At 58.2% G+C, this 16,404-nt stretch carries 11 protein-coding genes; 8 read left to right on the top strand and 3 right to left on the bottom strand.

Annotated elements, in window-relative coordinates; translation table 11 throughout:
• Window positions 1-68: 68 nt before the first annotated feature.
• The 3 genes from B1C80_RS11055 to B1C80_RS11045 form a co-directional block, all read right to left on the bottom strand.
• Window positions 69-1,388 carry a TolC family protein gene (locus tag B1C80_RS11055; RefSeq protein WP_077921172.1) on the bottom strand — a complete coding sequence of 440 codons (1,320 nt, stop codon included), beginning with the start codon at window positions 1,386-1,388 and terminating at the stop codon, window positions 69-71.
• A gap of 156 nt (window positions 1,389-1,544) precedes the next feature.
• The gene (locus B1C80_RS11050; protein ID WP_077921142.1) at window positions 1,545-1,730 is read right to left on the bottom strand and encodes a CsbD family protein; all 186 of its coding nucleotides are present in this window, start codon (window positions 1,728-1,730) and stop codon (window positions 1,545-1,547) included.
• 58 nt (window positions 1,731-1,788) lie between these two features.
• The gene (locus B1C80_RS11045; protein ID WP_077921141.1) at window positions 1,789-2,940 is read right to left on the bottom strand and encodes an NAD(P)/FAD-dependent oxidoreductase; all 1,152 of its coding nucleotides are present in this window, start codon (window positions 2,938-2,940) and stop codon (window positions 1,789-1,791) included.
• Between the two features lie 308 nt (window positions 2,941-3,248).
• On the opposite strand from B1C80_RS11045, the gene B1C80_RS11040 reads away from it, so the two are divergent.
• The 8 genes from B1C80_RS11040 (at window position 3,249) to B1C80_RS11005 (ending at window position 16,359) form a co-directional block, all read left to right on the top strand.
• On the top strand, window positions 3,249-4,286 hold the full coding sequence (locus B1C80_RS11040; protein WP_077921140.1) for a LacI family DNA-binding transcriptional regulator: 1,038 nt from the start codon (window positions 3,249-3,251) through the stop codon (window positions 4,284-4,286).
• A gap of 68 nt (window positions 4,287-4,354) precedes the next feature.
• The gene (locus B1C80_RS11035) at window positions 4,355-5,599 is read left to right on the top strand and encodes a mandelate racemase/muconate lactonizing enzyme family protein (RefSeq protein WP_077921139.1); all 1,245 of its coding nucleotides are present in this window, start codon (window positions 4,355-4,357) and stop codon (window positions 5,597-5,599) included.
• A 53-nt stretch (window positions 5,600-5,652) separates the two neighbouring features.
• Window positions 5,653-8,787, top strand: a complete 3,135-nt coding sequence (locus tag B1C80_RS11030) for a SusC/RagA family TonB-linked outer membrane protein (RefSeq protein ID WP_077921138.1) — start codon at window positions 5,653-5,655, stop codon at window positions 8,785-8,787.
• Between the two features lie 69 nt (window positions 8,788-8,856).
• Window positions 8,857-10,392, top strand: a complete 1,536-nt coding sequence (locus B1C80_RS11025) for a SusD/RagB family nutrient-binding outer membrane lipoprotein (protein ID WP_077921137.1) — start codon at window positions 8,857-8,859, stop codon at window positions 10,390-10,392.
• 108 nt (window positions 10,393-10,500) lie between these two features.
• Window positions 10,501-11,856 (top strand): enolase C-terminal domain-like protein, encoded by a 1,356-nt coding sequence (locus B1C80_RS11020; RefSeq protein WP_077921136.1) that lies wholly within the window; start codon window positions 10,501-10,503, stop codon window positions 11,854-11,856.
• Between the two features lie 26 nt (window positions 11,857-11,882).
• Window positions 11,883-13,130 carry a galactonate dehydratase gene (gene dgoD / locus B1C80_RS11015; RefSeq protein WP_077921135.1) on the top strand — a complete coding sequence of 416 codons (1,248 nt, stop codon included), beginning with the start codon at window positions 11,883-11,885 and terminating at the stop codon, window positions 13,128-13,130.
• On the top strand, window positions 13,130-14,125 hold the full coding sequence (locus B1C80_RS11010) for a hypothetical protein (RefSeq protein WP_236648715.1): 996 nt from the start codon (window positions 13,130-13,132) through the stop codon (window positions 14,123-14,125). Before dgoD ends, B1C80_RS11010 begins: the two co-directional genes overlap by 1 nt.
• Window positions 14,122-16,359 (top strand): PQQ-binding-like beta-propeller repeat protein, encoded by a 2,238-nt coding sequence (locus B1C80_RS11005; RefSeq protein ID WP_077921134.1) that lies wholly within the window; start codon window positions 14,122-14,124, stop codon window positions 16,357-16,359. The genes B1C80_RS11010 and B1C80_RS11005 overlap by 4 nt, the downstream gene beginning before the upstream one ends.
• Window positions 16,360-16,404 lie beyond the last annotated feature (45 nt).

Here is a 16,404-nt window from a genome sequence, read left to right as displayed (position 1 = left end):
GTTAATTGTCGAGGTGCGGGCCAGGGTGTACGGTACTGTGTCAGCCGTAACGCCTGGCCCGGACGGGTTTATTGGCCGCTGCGGATCTGCAGGATGGTCTGGTTGATGAATACGTTCGAGAGGTTGGTCAGGAACCGGTTTTGCGCGCTGAGGGCTTCGTTAAATACGTTCAGGTACTGGTCGTAGGCGAACAGGCCCGAGCGGTATTTTATCAGGGCAATCTGAACGTTCTGATTGCTGAGGTCGTAATTCTGCCGGTTCAGCCCCAGCGACCGGACGGCCTGGTTGTAGGTGTTCCGGACGTCGTCAGTATCGGTTGTCTGGCGGTCGCTTTCATAGGCCAGTTCAGCCTCGGCCACTTTCAGCAGCTGCCGCGCACGGGCGATGTTGCTGGTTCGCAGGCCGCCCGAGTAAAGGGGGTAGTTGAACTGCAAACCCGCCACGCCAATGGTGAACCAGCGTTCATTCGGGTTCAGAAAATTGATCTGGTTTCGCTGGGCCTGCTGCGTATAGCGTCCGTAGGCCGAGAGCGTTGGCCAGCGCAGGAGTCGTTCACGGTCGAGCTGCAGCCGCGACAGGGCCACCCGCGATTGCTGAAGGGTTACCTGCGGTCGGTCGGCCGGTCCGACTGCCGGTGCGCTGGCCAGGTTGTCGATCGGGCGGTTGGCCAGCTCTTCAGAAAGGACCAGGCTATCGGCGGGGGGCAGGCCCAGCAGGAGTTTGAGCTGGCCGAGATTACGCGCGTAGGTCAGTTCGTTCTGGTAAAGAATGTCGGTTGTGGTCAGCTGTACCGACCGGATCCGGTTGTATTCGAGCGGTTCGATCTGACCTTTGTCGAGCCGCTGGGCAGCAATCTGCGCCAGCGTATCGGCCGCCGAACGATTACGCTGGTAGATGCCGATGGCGGCCCGGGTCAGCAGGGTGGCGTGGTACAGGCGTGCGGTCTGGGTCGATACTTCGTCCTGCAACACCAGCGTCTGGTCATCGATAATACGCAGGTTCTGCTCAACGATGGTTCGGTCGGCGCGGGCCGGGCGGTTCAGGATCGGCGCGTTGACCTCAACGCCGGCCGTCAGGAAAAAAGGAAGGCCAAACCGAAACTCCCGAAACTCACCGACCCGCCCGCCCACAAATTCGGCCGGCACGAGCTGCACGGGTAAGGCGTAGTTGTAATCGAAGTTGGTAAAGAGCCGGGCCGAAGGGAGCAGGCTGGCCCGAACGGCCGTGCGTTGCTGTTCCTGGGCCGTACGATTGAGCCGGGCGTTGACCAGGTCCGGGTTGTTCCGGCGGGCCAGGGCCAGCGCGTCCTGCACGGAGGTAACAACGGTCTGCGCCTGGAGGGTATGGGCGGTTATGAGCAGACCGGCGATTAAAAAACGGTTCTTCATGAGCGGTGTCAATGGACGCCCAAAAGAAGACGAATCCGACGACAGGGGGGCATTAATTCCGATGAACCAGAAAAAATACACCGCGAAGTTGCCGTTTCAGGCCATAAAAAAAGCCGGACCTGATCAGGCCCGGCTGTATGCAGACATCACCGTGGTTTACAGATCGGCAATGGCCTTCGTAATCTCATCTTTCGTCTTACCGGTTTTCTGCTGGATCTTGCCGTACATTTCGTCGGCCTGTCCTTCTTCGTAGGCCAGATCATCGTCGGTCAAATCGCCATACGCTTGTTTGATTTTACCTTTCAGTTCGTTCCAGCCTCCTTTTATCGTTGTCTCGTTCATGATAGTAGTGATTATAACGTTGAATACATCCGTAGCCACCGTGACTACATAAATAGAACTATGCCGTGACAGAATTGTTTTGGGAAACGTGCTTCGCGATTTTTTCCGAGTCGATGGTCAGGTTGTAGATGACTCCGGTCAGCGGGGTTGTAAAGCCCAGAAAATAGAGTCCGCGCAAGCCCGGATCGTCGAACCAGAGCTGCCTGGGATAGCCCCGTTCGTTCAGGGTCTGGCCAGCCAGGGTGTCGCCGAGCAGGGGGAGCAGACCCGGCCGGTAACCAGTGGCGAGAATGATAGCGTCGAAAGGGCGTTCGCTGCCGTCGGCAAAAGTGACGGTTTTAGGGTTGACCTGCTGAATAGCCGGGGCGACAGCAATGGCGCCCGCTTTGATCTGATCGAGGGTGCCGATGTCGATGACGGGAATCTTTCCCCGCCGGGTGTCGTAGGAAGCAGGATGGTCGGGCTTCCCCAGTCCGTAAGCCGTCAGGTCGCCCACCGTCAATCGCTGCGACAGCCCCGTCATGAGGTCGTAGAACCAGTGCGGAAACCTGCTCAGGAAGATAGCGGTAGGCTGCGCCGGTCGCCCGAACACATCCCGGCGGACAATATTGATAGAGCGACGAACCGAAATAACAGGTCGGGCGCCGTGTTCGAGCAGGTCGAGCGCCAGCTCAGCGCCGGTGTTACCCATGCCAACGACCAGTACGTCTTCGTCCCGAAACGGCGCGCCGTTGCGATACTCTCGACTGTGCCAGATGATGCCTCTGAACGCCGACTGTCCGGGTAGTTCCGGAACGTTTGGTACCCGGTTGTAGCCCGTGGCGACGATGACCCGATCGGCCAGAAACAGGTCCGTTTCCGTTTGGACTTCCCACCGACCGGCTGTCTGGCCAGTACGGATAGCCGTCACTTTCTGGTTGAAAAGTGGCTTGATGCCGGTCTGTTCGGTATACTGTTCGAGGTACTCGACCAACTGGAGCCGGGATACGTAAGTCGGGTAACTGGCTGGGTAGGGCAGATAAGGCAGGGACGAATGTTCCTTAACCGTATGCAGGTGCAGACGGTCATAGTGGTTACGCCAGGAGAACCCTACGTAGTCGCTGGCTTCCAGCACGGTGCTCGAAATACCCAGGTGGGCCAGCTGACCAGCCATAGCCAGCCCCGCCGGACCGGCCCCGATGATCAGTGTCGTTACGGAATGAGGCTGCATGGATTCGCGATAGTCGGTTTGGAGTACGGATAAACAAGGGTTGAAACTACTAAATAAACGGATTATACCGGCATATGCCAGCCCACGCAGCTACCTCCCGCACTGACTTGTGGCGGACCAACAACAACCCGGGTGCAGGGTCGGTCACGAACCATCATGAATTTTTAGAAACAACGAATAATGAAAATAAATAAAAAATTATTGATACTATTGTTTGTATTTAAACGATTAAGCTTAGCTTTGACAGCCGTTACGTCAGACCTGGCTCAGCCGGGTGCTGCCTGACCGGACCAGCCTTGCCTGCCCGTATGAACAAGAAGAAAACCTCCCTGAAAGACATTGCTCAGAAAGCGGGTGTATCGACGGCGCTGGTGTCTTACGTGCTCAATGGCAAGGAGAAGGAAAGTCGGGTAGGGGAAGAAATCGCGGCCCGGGTCAGACAGATTGCCAGTGAGCTGAACTACCAGCCAAATTACCTGGCCAAAAGCCTCCGGAGCGGACGAACCCGGACGCTGGGCCTGATCATCGCCGATATATCGAACCCATTCTTCGCCAATATCGCCCGGATCGTAGAGGATGAAGCCAAGAAAAACGATTATACCGTCATTATCGGAAGCTCGGACGAAGACGCCGACAAGTCGTGGGATCTGATCAACGTGCTGATAAACCGTCAGGTAGATGGGTTCATCATCGTGTCGTCTGAACATACGGAAGAGCAGATTCAGTACCTGAAAAACAGAAACATTGCGTTCGTATTACTGGACCGCTACTTTCCGGATATCGATACGGATTACGTAGCGCTGGACAATTACCAGGCTGCCTACCAGGCGGGTCTGCATCTGGTAGAGGGCGGTTACCGGCATGTCGGGTTTGTGGCCTACCGGTCGCAGTTGTTTCATATGCGGGAGCGGATTCGGGGGTATGTAGATGCGCTCAGAGGTAGCGAGGCCGGGTTTTGCCCCGAGTGGCTGACCGAGGTTGAGTTTACCAACGTCGATCTGGAAGTGCGGGCCGGTATCGACCTGATGCTGGCCGCTGAGAAGCCCATCGATGCGCTGATCTTTGCCACCTACCGGCTGGCTATCAGCGGGTTAAAATACATCAACGAACTAGGCCTGAACGTGCCGGACGATCTGGCTATTGTGAGTTTTGGCCAGGCCGAAGCATTCGATTTGTACTACTGCCCCGTTACTTACCTGCAACAGCCCATGGAGGCACTTGGCAAAACATCGGTCGACGTACTGATCAACAAACTCAAAGATTCTCAGCAGGAACGAAAACAAATCCTGATGGAAGCTACTCTGATTGCCCGCAACTCGTCGAAAATAAAAGTACTCGTTGACTGAGCTTACATTTTTAGCTCTTTGCTTAAACGATTAAGCAATCTTTCTCTGTAATTCCTGAACCTACCTATATGCAACGACGAACCTTTATCAGATCATCGCTACTCGGCTCAACGGCAGCGCTGGCCGGTCTGCCTCTGCTCTCCCCGGAGGCTGCTGTGCCAAAACTGAAGATTACCAAAATTCGCTATTACGCAGCCCCCGGCTACACCAAACCACTCTTCAACCAGGCGCGGGGCATTGTAGAGATTGAAACTGACGGAGGGATCGTCGGTATTGGCGAGGGTGGCTCCAAAGACATGATCGAGCAGTGTGCGCAGATGATGATCGGCGAGAATCCGTTCCGCATCGAGCACATCTGGCAGAATCTGTACCGGGGCATGTTCTACCCGCCAGGTCGCGAAAAACTCCATGCGCAGGGTGCTCTCGACATGGCCTTGTGGGACATCAAGGGGAAGGCGCTGGGCGTGCCGGTCTACGAACTGCTGGGCGGAGCCACCCGCGATTATGTCGAGTGTTATGCCACGGGGTTCCGGGCTTCTAAAGCCAAAACTGAAGAAGAGCGCGCCCGCGACTGCATCGAAGCCGGCTTACGGGCCTACCGCATCGGGCCCACTGGCGGGAATGGCACCGAGCCGTTCGACTTTTACGATAACGCCCGAAAAACGATCGACCTCTGCAAACGAATCGATGCGGCCGTGGGCGGTGGCGGTAAATGGGCCATCGACCTGCATACCCGTTTCGATACGACCGAAGGGGTGAAAATCTGCAAAGCGCTGGAGAACCTCGAGCCCTACTTTGTCGAGGATATTATCCGCTCCGAAAATCCGGAGGTTTACAAAACGGTGCGGCAGATGACCACCGTACCCATTGCCGTTGGCGAGCAGTTTGGCGACCGCTGGGATAGCAACAACCTCATCGAGCAGCGGCTCATCGACTATACCCGCTTTACCCTGCCCAACACGGGTGGCCTGTCTGAATTCAAAAAGCTGGCCTCCATGTGCGAAACCCATTATGTGGGCATGATTCCGCACTTCACCGGCCCGCTGGCCGTGGCCGCCCTGGTTCACGTGCTGGGATCGAGCAGTCCGACGCGCTGTCTGATGGAGCTGGCCGGTGGCGAGCCCGAGCGCCCCGAGTATTTCAACGAAGACCTGGTGAACTTCAAAAACGGCAAGCTCTACCTCAAACCCGACCCGGGGCTGGGCGTAACGTTCAACCCGAAGAAAGCCACCTTCGTGCTGGAAGTAACGGCCAATACGAAATACCCGCATCCGATTCTGAAGAGTCCGGATGGGGCCATTCACAACTGGTGATCAGTCCAGATTCGCTTTGAGTGCCTTTCTATATACCTATAATCCCTTGCCCCATGAAAAAACCTATAAACGTACTTGTGGTGCTTGTCCTGCTGTGTCAGGGTTACGGCTTCGCACAAAGCAACCGGGTAACCGGCCGCGTAACCGGCGCCGATAACCAGGGGTTGCCCGGTGTGAACGTGGTAGTGGGTGGTACCTCGCTCGGTACCGCGACCGATGCGTCGGGTAATTATTCGATCAATGTGGCGTCAGATGCCTCGCTGGTATTTTCCTACATCAGCTACGTCAGCCAGACGGTTCCGGTCAACAATCGGTCCATCATCAACGTGCAGCTGGTCGAAGACGCGAAAGCCATCGACGAGGTAATCGTTACGGCCCTGGGTATCAAGCGCGAATCGAAAACGCTGGGCTATGCTACCGCCACGGTCAATGCCGAGCAGATCAACGTGAACCGTACGCCCAATTTCGTGAACGGCCTCCAGGGGAAACTGGCCGGTGTCAACATCACCTCCATGGGAACCGGCCCCGCCGGAACGGCTAAGATTCGGATTCGGGGCCAGTCGTCGTTCAGTGGGCAGAACAACCCGCTGATCGTGGTGAACGGGGTACCCATCGACAACTCGAACTATTCGCTGGGGGGCGATTTTGGCAACCGGGCTTCCAACAGCTCCGACGGGGGCGACGGGCTGAGCAGTATCAACCCCGACGATATCGAGGAGATGACGGTCCTCAAAGGGGCAACAGCGGCTGCTCTCTACGGCTCCCGTGCCAAAGACGGGGTGGTGATGATCACGACCAAAAGCAAAGGGTCGGCCAAGGGGTTCGGCGTCACCTACAACACCAACTTTACGACCGATACGCCCCTCGACTTCACCGATTTTCAGTACGAATACGGGCAGGGCGAAGGCGGCAAACGACCCACCACGCCCAACCCTACCTCGGGCGTCTGGAGCTTCGGCGAGAAGTTTCAGCCCGGCATGACCCAGACCCTGTTCGATAACGAAACCTGGCCCTACGAGCCGGTATTCGACCGGGTGAAGAAGTTTTACCGGGTCGGAACCAACTTCACCAATACGGTGACCGTAGCCAATAACGGGCCCTCGGGTGGGTTCAGCCTGTCGTTCGGTAATACTGACAACAAAGGCATCATGGAGAACAACACCTTCAACCGGAAGGTGATCAACCTGGGCTTCACGCAGAACATTACCAGCAAACTAACGGCGCTGGGAAACATCAACTACTCGCTGGAAAACAACATAAACCCGCCCCAGCTCAATACGCAGGATCTGTCGGTCTCGACAGTCATTTTCACCCTGGCCAACTCCATGCCGTTTGAGGCCCTGCGCCAGAACCAGACCCTGCCCAATGGCGACGAGTTCGTGTTTTCGCGGTTCCTGGTCCGGAATAACCCGTATTATTCCATGAACAACAAGTTCGAGAACGTTCGGCGGAGCCGGCTGTTCGGGAACCTGGCCCTCAAATACCAGTTCACCGACTGGCTCTACGTGCAGGGGCGGCTGGCGCAGGATTCGTACGTCCGCAATCAGGATTACAACATTCCGAACGGCTACGCGCCTATTGCCCGCGCACCGGTGGGCTTCGTCAACGGTTCCTACACCCAGGATGTGCGGCAGAACCTGGAGCGGAACCTCGACCTGATCATCGGTATGAACAAAACCTTTGGCGCCATCGGGGTCGACCTGACGCTCGGCGGCAACGCCCGCTACGCCCGCAACGATTACAACAGCGTAACGGTGCAGGACTTTGTGCAGCCCGGCCTGTATACCGTTATGAACGGTCGGATCAAAGATCCCCTGTACGCCCTGGCCGAGAAAAAAATCAACTCCGTCTTCGGGGCCGCTACCATTTCGTACAAGGAGTTTCTGTTCCTGAACGCCACGGCTCGCAACGACTGGTTCTCGACCCTGGCCCCGTCGAACCGGAGCATCCTGTACCCCTCCGTAACGGGGAGTTTCGTGTTCTCGCAGGCTTTCGACAACCTGCCGGGCTGGCTGACCTTCGGAAAACTGCGGGCGGCCTACGCCCAGGTGGGATCGGACAACGTGGACCCGTATTCGAACGCCCTGTACTTTGCCGTCGACAATAACTCGTTCCCGAACCCATCGGGCGCGCTGGTGCCGGTCGGGGGGATCAACGCAACCGTGGTGCCGAATAAAAACCTGCGGCCGCTTCGTATTCAGGAGGCCGAAGTGGGGCTGGAGCTGAAGCTGTTCCAGAACAAGATTGGCTTCGACTTTACCTATTACCACAAAACAACCGACGATCAGATTCTGGCCGCGCAGGTGTCCGATGCGTCGTCGTATACGAGCAAGCTGATCAACGTAGGGCGCAGCATGAACCAGGGGCTGGAGATGCTGCTGTCGTTCTCGCCGGTGTCGACGCGCGCATTCCGCTGGGATGTCAGCGCGAACGTATCGTACAACACCTCCAAAGTACTGCGGCTCGGTCTGTCGCCTAACGACACGGTCATTACGGTCAGCAGTGGCGGAGGCCGGGTGCTGAACCAGGTGGTGGGCAAACCGATCGGGCAACTGTACACGTTCACCTACCTGCGCGATGCCCAGGGTCGGCAGGTGTTCGATGCCAACAGCGGTATGCCCCTGCGTAACAACGTACTCCGCAACGTTGGCAGCGCCCTGCCCCGCTACTTCGGCGGCATCACCAACACATTTACCTACCAGGGGATTGTACTGTCGGCGCTGATCGACTTCAAATTGGGCCACAAGATGATCGCGGGTCGTAATATCAACTACGTCCGCCACGGGCTGTCGAAGCGGACCCTGCCGGGCCGGGCCGAAGGGTATGTGATCGGTAACGGGGTGAATCCGAACGGCGAGGTGAACAAGACCAGAGCCGCCGTGCAGCCATTCTACGAATCCATCAACCCGCTGGGTATCAACGAGGATTTTGTGTCGAATGCCGGGTTCTGGAAGCTGCGGCAGCTTACCCTGGGGTATGACTTTAGCAAGCTGTTACCGGCCAGTTTCTTCATCAAGGGACTGCGGCTGAATGCGGTGGCCAACAACGTGCTGGTACTCAAAAAATGGACCGAGAACATGGACCCCGAAGAAGTGCTGGTGTCGTCGGATAACGCCGTTGGACTTGACTTCTGGCCGGGTCTGCCGCTGACCCGCAGCATCGGCTTCAACCTGAACGTGCGGTTCTGAAGCCCGGGCCGGCTTTCTGTTTCGCCCATCTGCAAACGGCATCGATTCTAAAACCCTATCAAAGACATCATGAAACGGCAAAAAACATACATACTGGCCCTCGTACTCTCGCTGGGGCTGTTTACGGGTTGCGACGACGGGTTCACCGAGCTCAACACCAACCGGGTCAATCCAACGTCGCTGGCGCCCTCGCTGGTGCTCAACAAAGCCATCATCAGCACCACCTACCTCGACGGGTTTGGTACGCTGGGGATGCTCACCTACAACTTCGGGATTGTACAGCAGATCATCACGCCCTACGGTAGTTCGTTATCCGGGGCCAATTATGATCAGATCAATAACAGCAACACCCCCCTGGTCTGGACCAATTTCTACCGCAATGTGCTGAAACAGCTCGTTGCGGTGCTCGACCAGACAAAAAGCGACCCGCTGCAGGTGAACACCTATAACGCAGCCCGCATCTGGAAGGCGTATGTGTTCATGATCCTGAGCGATACCTACGGCGACATTCCGTATTTCGAAGCCGGACAGGGCTACACGCAGGAGATCATCACGCCCAAGTATGATGCCCAGCAGGTTATCTACAAGGATATTCTGAAGGAGCTGGACGAAGCGTCGGCTGCGCTGACCACGACCCAGGCCGCGGTTACGACCGATATTCTCTACGGGGGCGACGTGGCCAAATGGAAGAGACTGGGCTATTCGTTCATGCTGCGGGCGGCCATGCGGCTCACCAAAGTCGATCCGGCAACGGCGCAGGCCTACGTAGCCAAAGCCGTGGCGGGCGGGCTGTTCCAGTCCAACGCCGACAACTCCATTATCCGGCATACGGCCATTTACAACAACTACATCGCCAACCACCTGGCGGCCCGCGAAAAAACGAATTTTTACCTGGCTGCTCCGTTTGTCAACTACCTCAAAGACAATAACGACCCCCGGCTTTCGATCTTTGCCGTTCGTTATGTTGGAGCCAAAGGGGGGCAGGAGCAGGTAGCCGCCCGGGCCTCGTCGGACCCCAAAGTCCAGATCGGTATGCCGATGGGCTATAATGACGTCACGATTACGTCTACGCTGGCGCAGAACGGGGTTGCCAGCCTCTGGGACTACTCGCAGGTGAATCTGAACACGGTGCTGAAATTAGATGCGCCCGAGTTTCACATCACCTACGCCCAGGTACAGCTGCTGCTGGCCGAAGCCGCTGTTCGCGGGTGGGTGACGGGGTCGGCGGCCGACTATTTTGCGCGGGGTGTCCGGGCTAATCTGGAGCAGATGGCCTCGTACGGAGCCGCCATCCCCGAAGCGTCCATCAAAGCGTATCTGGATGCGCAGCCGCTGGATGCGGGCCGGGCGCTGGAACAGATCAACACCCAGTACTGGGTCGCTACCTTCCTCGACGGCAACGAGTCATTCGCCAATTTCCGGCGCAGCGGTTTCCCGGCGCTGAAGAAGAACCCTTATCCCGGCTCGGAAGTGAAAGGCGATTTTATCCGGCGGCTGCCCTATCCTGACAGCGAGATCGTTGTCAACTCGGGCAACCTCAACGAAGCCATTACCCGCCAGGGGCCTAACAACCTCGACACACGGGTATGGTGGGATAAAAAATAGTCTTTTATTCCACATTCGATTTGCCGGCCGGCTTCGGCTTTCCGGTCCCCCGCCTGCCAACAGGCGGGGGATTACTCCCAACAATCACCTAAACCTTAACAAACGTTCATGAATACATTGGATCAACGTCGCCGGGACACGCTGAAAATGCTGGGGATGGGCTCTTCGGCCGGTTTGCTGGGGCTCTTCGGAGGCCCTTCTACTGCCGAAGCCCGCGAACAGAAACCAGTGGCCCGCTATGCAGTAGGGGCCGCGCCGGTCAAAATCAAAAGTGTAAAAGCCATCGCTACGGCTCCGCAGGGGTCGAACCTGATTGTAGTGAAAGTGGAAACGACGGAGCCGGGGCTGTATGGACTGGGTTGCGCTACGTTTACCCAGCGGGCCGCGGCCGTGGTCGTTGCCATCAACTCCTACCTGAATGATTTCTGCGTTGGTAAAGACGTCGATAACATCGAAGACATGTGGCAGGCGGCTTACGTCAGTTCCTACTGGCGAAACGGCCCTGTGCTCAACAACGCCCTCTCGGGGCTGGATCAGGCGCTATGGGACATCAAGGGGAAACGCGCCGGTATGCCGGTCTATCAGCTGCTGGGCGGCAAGGTCCGGTTTGCCATTCCGTGTTATACCCATGCCGGTGGCAATACGCCCGAAGCAGCTGCCGAGAGCGTGACCAAATTCATGGAGCAGGGGTTCCGGTACATCCGGATTCAGCAGGGCGGCTACGGCGCGGTAGGCGCAACGGCCGACAAGCCCGATTTCAAAGCGGCCAACTTCGGGGGCGAAACCGACAACTACATGAACGAGCGACTGTACCTGAAGTCGGTTCCGAAAATGTTTGAGGTAGTGCGCAAGCGATGCGGAGACGAGGTCGAGCTGCTGCATGACATCCACGAGCGGGTACAGCCCATCGATGCCATCAACATGATCAAGCAGGTCGAAGAATACCGCCCGTTCTTTATCGAAGATCCTTTCTCACCCGAAAACATGAAGTGGTTCGCCAACCTGCGGCAGGCAACGTCGGTGCCGATCGCGATGGGCGAGCTGTTCAACAACATCAACGAGTTTAAGGAGCCCATGGTGAACCAGTGGTTCGACTTTATCCGGATTCACGTCTCGCAGATCGGCGGAATTACCCCGGCCATGAAAGTAGCGCGGCTGGGCGAGTGGTTCAACATCCGGACCGCCTGGCACGGCCCGGGCGATGTGTCGCCGGTAGGGCATGCCGCCCATGCGCATATCGATCTGGCCGTCTGGAACTTCGGCATTCAGGAAGCCGTCCAGTTCTCCGACAAGATGAAAGAGGTTTTCAGCGGCTGCCCGACCATGAACAAAGGGTATATGTCGGTCAATGAGGTGCCGGGGCTGGGGGTGGATATCAACGAAAAAGAAGCCGCCAAATACCCCATCACGACCAAATCGAACTGGCAGGTCCGCAAAATGGACGGCACTATCATTCGCCCCTGATCACTCCGCAAACTCCCTGAACCTGTATGAAATCGTCCCCAAAAACCAATGCCGTTTCCCGTCGGTCGGTTATCCAGTCGGTGCTGGGTGTGGCCGGCATGAGCACCATGGTCCTGCCCGAGCGGTCGTATGCCGCCAGCCCGCCCCCGTTCCAGGGCTACGGGAAAGTGAAAATTACCCGTTTGGAAACCTTTCTGGTAAAGCCCCGCTGGATCTTCCTCAAAGTACATACCGATGCCGGGGTGACCGGCCTGGGCGAGCCCCTGCTCGAAGGGCGCGCGCTGACCATCCAGACGGCTATCAAAGAGATCGAGCCGTACCTGATCGGTAAAGATCCGCGGCAGGTCGTGCACCACTGGCAGGCCATTTACCGGCATGCGTTCTACCGGGGCGGGCCCATCCTGACCAGCGCGCTGAGTGGTATCGACCATGCGCTCTGGGATATCAAAGGCAAGCTGTTGAACGTGCCCGTCTACGAACTGCTCGGCGGACCCACCCGCGACCGGGTTCGGGTATACGGCCGCGCCAGCACTCCCGACGATATGAAGAAGCGTAAGGCCGAGGGCTACACCGTTATCAAAACCGGCGTTGCCAAACAGAACCCGGCCAACATTGTCGAGAACCCCAAATTCATCAAGTACGCGGTCGATAATTTTGCGTCGCTGCGCGAAGCCGGGGGCGACGATATGGACATCGCCATCGACTTTCACGGGTCCATCTCGCCCCAGCTGGCCAAGGTGCTGATCAAAGAACTGGAGCCGTTTAAGCCCATGTTCATCGAAGAACCCTGTCAGGCGCAGAATGTCGACACCATGGTCGATATTGCCCGCGGCACTCACCTGCCCATCGCTACCGGCGAGCGGATCTTTACAAAATGGGGCTTCCGCGAAATTCTGGAAAAAGGAGCGGCCAGTATCGTCCAGCCCGATTTGTGCCATGCCGGGGGCATCACCGAAGGGCGCATCATTGCAGGCATGGCCGAGGCTTATTACGTGCCCATAGCGCCCCACAACCCCATGGGCCCCATCTCGCTGGCAGTGGGCCTGAATCTGGCGGCCAGCGTGCCCAATTTTCTGGTGCAGGAGCAGGTCACGCTGGGTGAAGGTTATCTGAAAAATCCCTTCAAACTGCAAAAAGACGGCACCGTCATGATTCCGCAGGGGCCGGGGCTGGGAATCGAACTGGACGAAGCCCAGCTGAAAGACAAAATAGGCCACGACTGGAAAAACCCCGAAACGTATAATGCCCTCGACGGGTCGGTTGTCGACTGGTGATGATGAGACCAACTGCTTTTGCGAAAATTACGGTACTGGCTGGCGGCCTGCTGGTGCTGGGCATCGGCGCCCGCATTCCCGACGATGCGCCCCAGGTGCCCATCTCGAACGGCATCATTCGGGCGTCGCTGTACCTGCCCGATACGGCCCGGGGCTACTACCGGGGTACCCGCTTCGACTGGTCGGGGGCGTTCGGGTACCTCGACTACAAAGGCCACCGGTTCGTGGAGCCGTGGTACGATGCCTATGACCCCAAAACCCACGACGCCATCAACGGGCCAGTGGAGGAGTTTACCCCACTGGGTTTTACCGAGGCCGAACCGGGGGCGACGTTCGTTAAAATCGGGGTAGGGGCCCTTCGCAGGCCCGACGCCAAAGCGTACTCGTTTGCTACGTACTACGACGTGGTCGACTACGGAAAGCGGAGCGTCAGGACCTATGCCGACCGGGTGGTTTTCCGGCACGAGCTGACCGACGCTGCCGGCTACGGCTATCAGTACACCAAAACAGTCCGGCTCACCAGAGGTAAGCCGGAACTGGTGCTGGAGCATAGCCTGAAAAACACCGGACCACGGCGGATCGAAACCAGCGTCTATAACCACAACTTTTTCGTGATCGACAAACAGCCGACGGGGCCGGGGGTGGAAATCCGTTTCCCGTTTGCGGTGACGGCCGAAGGCAAAGGGTTTGGCAGTGCCATTCTGGCGCAGGGGAACCGGCTGGTTTACGCCCGCCCGCTCGAAAAACGGGAGCAGGTGTTCAGCGCCGGGTTGCAGGGGTTCGGCCCGTCGGCAGGCGACTACGACGTTCGGATCGAGAATCGGAAAACGGGCGCGTCGGTGCGGATGACCGCCGACCAGCCGCTGGAGAAACTGGTGTTCTGGGCCTGCGCCACTACGTCCTGCCCCGAACCCTACATCCGCCTGCGGGCCGAACCCGGCCAGGACGTGACGTGGAAAATAACCTACACGTTTTATGAGAACCCAGTCCCATGAAACTAGTCAATACCCTTTTTATCGGTTGTGTGCTGCTCTTGTCCGGCAGTATGCGGGTAAGCGACACCCAGCGGACTGCCGACCCACCGGCCGGGGCAGACTGGCCCGCCTATGGAGGAAACAAAGCCGGTAACCGGTATTCTCCCCTGGCGCAGATCAATACCCGTACGGTGAAGCAACTGCAACTGGCCTGGACGTTCGACACGGGCGAAAATAACAACCCGGCCGAGCGGGGGATGGACATCCAGTGCCAGCCGATTGTGGTGAACGGCATCCTGTACGGAACGACCCCGCGGATGAAACTCTTTGCCGTCGATGCTGCTACGGGGCAGAAGCGCTGGCTTTTCGATCCATTTGCCAACCCGGAAAAGAAACCCCAGTTTCATCCGCTCCGTGGGGTTGTCTATTGGGCCGACGGAGCCGATCAGCGGATTCTGTACTCGGTGGGCTCGTCGCTGTACGCTATCAACGCGCAGACGGGAGCCCCCATCCCCAATTTCGGTACCAACGGGATCGTAGACCTGCACGACGGGGTGGGCGACCGGGAAACGCTGGGTCATGACCTGCAGAACCTGTCGGTCCGGGCCACGACCCCCGGGGTTATTTATCAGGATCTGCTGGTGATGGGGTCGGGGGTGTCAGAAGGGGGCGATGCTGCGCCGGGTACGATCCGGGCCTACAATGTCCGAACGGGGAAGCTGACCTGGGCCTTCCATACCGTTCCGCTGCCGGGCGAGTATGGCTACGAAACCTGGCCAAAAGATGCCTACCGTAAACTAGGCGGTGCCAACTGCTGGGCAGGTATGGTTGTCGATGACAAACGGGGCATTGTCTATGCCGGCACCGGTTCGCCCTCGGTCGATTTTTACGGGGGCGCGCGGGCCGGTCAGAATCTGTTTGCCAACTGCATACTGGCCCTGAACGCCCGGACCGGCGAACGGATCTGGCATTTTCAGACTATTCATCACGATCTCTGGGACCGCGACCTGCCCTGTCCGCCCAACCTGCTCACCGTCCGGCAGAACGGTCGGCTTGTCGATGCGGTGGCGCAGGCTACGAAAGATGGCTATGTCTTCGTGCTGGACCGGGAAACGGGCAAACCCCTGTTTCCGGTGAAGGAAGTACCGGTACCTACCGCACCCGCTTTGCCCGGTGAGCAGCCCTGGCCCACGCAGCCCGTGCCGACAAAACCTGCGCCCTTTGCGCTTCAGGACGTAACCGAGGCCACGCTGACCAATCGCACGCCCGCAGCCCGTGCCTATGTGCTGGAGCGCTTCCGGAACAGCCGGCGGGGTAGCAAATACATGCCACCCAGCGAAGAAGGGTCGTTGTTTCTGGGGTTCGGGGGCGGTGCCGAATGGGGCGGTACTGCGGCTGACCCGGATGGCGTGCTCTACGTCAATGGAAACAATATGCTCTGGTGGCTTAAGATGCGCGACAGCCGAATCCAGCCAGCTGGCGTGGCCGTGGGCCGGGGCGCATCACTGTTCAACAACAACTGTTCGGTGTGCCACGGTCTGGGCGGGAAGAGTAAGGCATCGACCACGACGGCCCAGGCTTATCCCGACCTGACTGAGGTAGGCAAACGGCTCGACAAACAACAGATTCTTGAGCTGCTGGCTTCGGGCCGGGGGCGCATGCCCTCGTTTCAGCACATACCCCGGGAAGACCGGGAGGCTATCGTGCAGTTTCTGCTGAATCTGAACGCCAAACCCGCCCTGACGGCTTCGGCTGCGGTCGACGTCCATGCCGTGGCGGCACCGGCGAGTCCGGTTGGGGGCCGTGATTTCCCGTACGTGCCTCCCTACCTGAACAACGGAACCACCCAGTTTCGGGATCAGGACAACTACCCGGCGGTTAAACCACCCTGGGGTACGCTGAACGCGATCGACCTCAACACGGGCGAGTACCGCTGGAAGGTAACGCTGGGTGAGTATCCCGAGCTGACCCGCCAGGGCATTGCCCCGACCGGTACTGAAAACCACGGTGGACCGCTCGTGACGGCGGGTGGCCTGCTGTTTATCGCGGCTACCTACGACGAAAACCTCCGGGCCTTTGACAAACAGACCGGTCGTGTGCTGTGGCGCTACCGGCTACCGGCGGGCGGCTTCGCAACCCCCATCACCTACCAGATCAACGGTCGGCAGTACGTGGCGATTGCTGCTGGCGGAACCCGGTACGGATTGAAGTCGGGGGGCTCGTATGTGGCTTTCGCGCTACCGAAGCGTCCATGACCCGAAGAATAGCCGGCATTCATTCTGTACTCTCAACAACTCGCC

The organism is Spirosoma sp. 209 (genome assembly GCF_002006735.1).
Classification (GTDB): domain Bacteria; phylum Bacteroidota; class Bacteroidia; order Cytophagales; family Spirosomataceae; genus Spirosoma; species Spirosoma sordidisoli.
Note: the sequence above shows the minus strand (reverse complement) of the source record. Positions and strands in the feature narration are given on the sequence as shown.

Bases quoted from the DNA above. Each gene is read 5' to 3' on its own strand.
- B1C80_RS11035 (WP_077921139.1), top strand. From the start codon at position 4,355: ATGCAACGACGAACCTTTATCAGATCATCGCTACTCGGCTCAACGGCA.
- B1C80_RS11030 (WP_077921138.1), top strand. From the start codon at position 5,653: ATGAAAAAACCTATAAACGTACTTGTGGTGCTTGTCCTGCTGTGTCAG.
- B1C80_RS11040 (WP_077921140.1), top strand. From the start codon at position 3,249: ATGAACAAGAAGAAAACCTCCCTGAAAGACATTGCTCAGAAAGCGGGT.
- B1C80_RS11010 (WP_236648715.1), top strand. From the start codon at position 13,130: ATGATGAGACCAACTGCTTTTGCGAAAATTACGGTACTGGCTGGCGGC.
- B1C80_RS11055 (WP_077921172.1), bottom strand. From the start codon at position 1,388: ATGAAGAACCGTTTTTTAATCGCCGGTCTGCTCATAACCGCCCATACC.
- B1C80_RS11020 (WP_077921136.1), top strand. From the start codon at position 10,501: ATGAATACATTGGATCAACGTCGCCGGGACACGCTGAAAATGCTGGGG.
- B1C80_RS11045 (WP_077921141.1), bottom strand. From the start codon at position 2,940: ATGCAGCCTCATTCCGTAACGACACTGATCATCGGGGCCGGTCCGGCG.
- B1C80_RS11025 (WP_077921137.1), top strand. From the start codon at position 8,857: ATGAAACGGCAAAAAACATACATACTGGCCCTCGTACTCTCGCTGGGG.
- B1C80_RS11050 (WP_077921142.1), bottom strand. From the start codon at position 1,730: ATGAACGAGACAACGATAAAAGGAGGCTGGAACGAACTGAAAGGTAAA.
- dgoD (WP_077921135.1), top strand. From the start codon at position 11,883: ATGAAATCGTCCCCAAAAACCAATGCCGTTTCCCGTCGGTCGGTTATC.
- B1C80_RS11005 (WP_077921134.1), top strand. From the start codon at position 14,122: ATGAAACTAGTCAATACCCTTTTTATCGGTTGTGTGCTGCTCTTGTCC.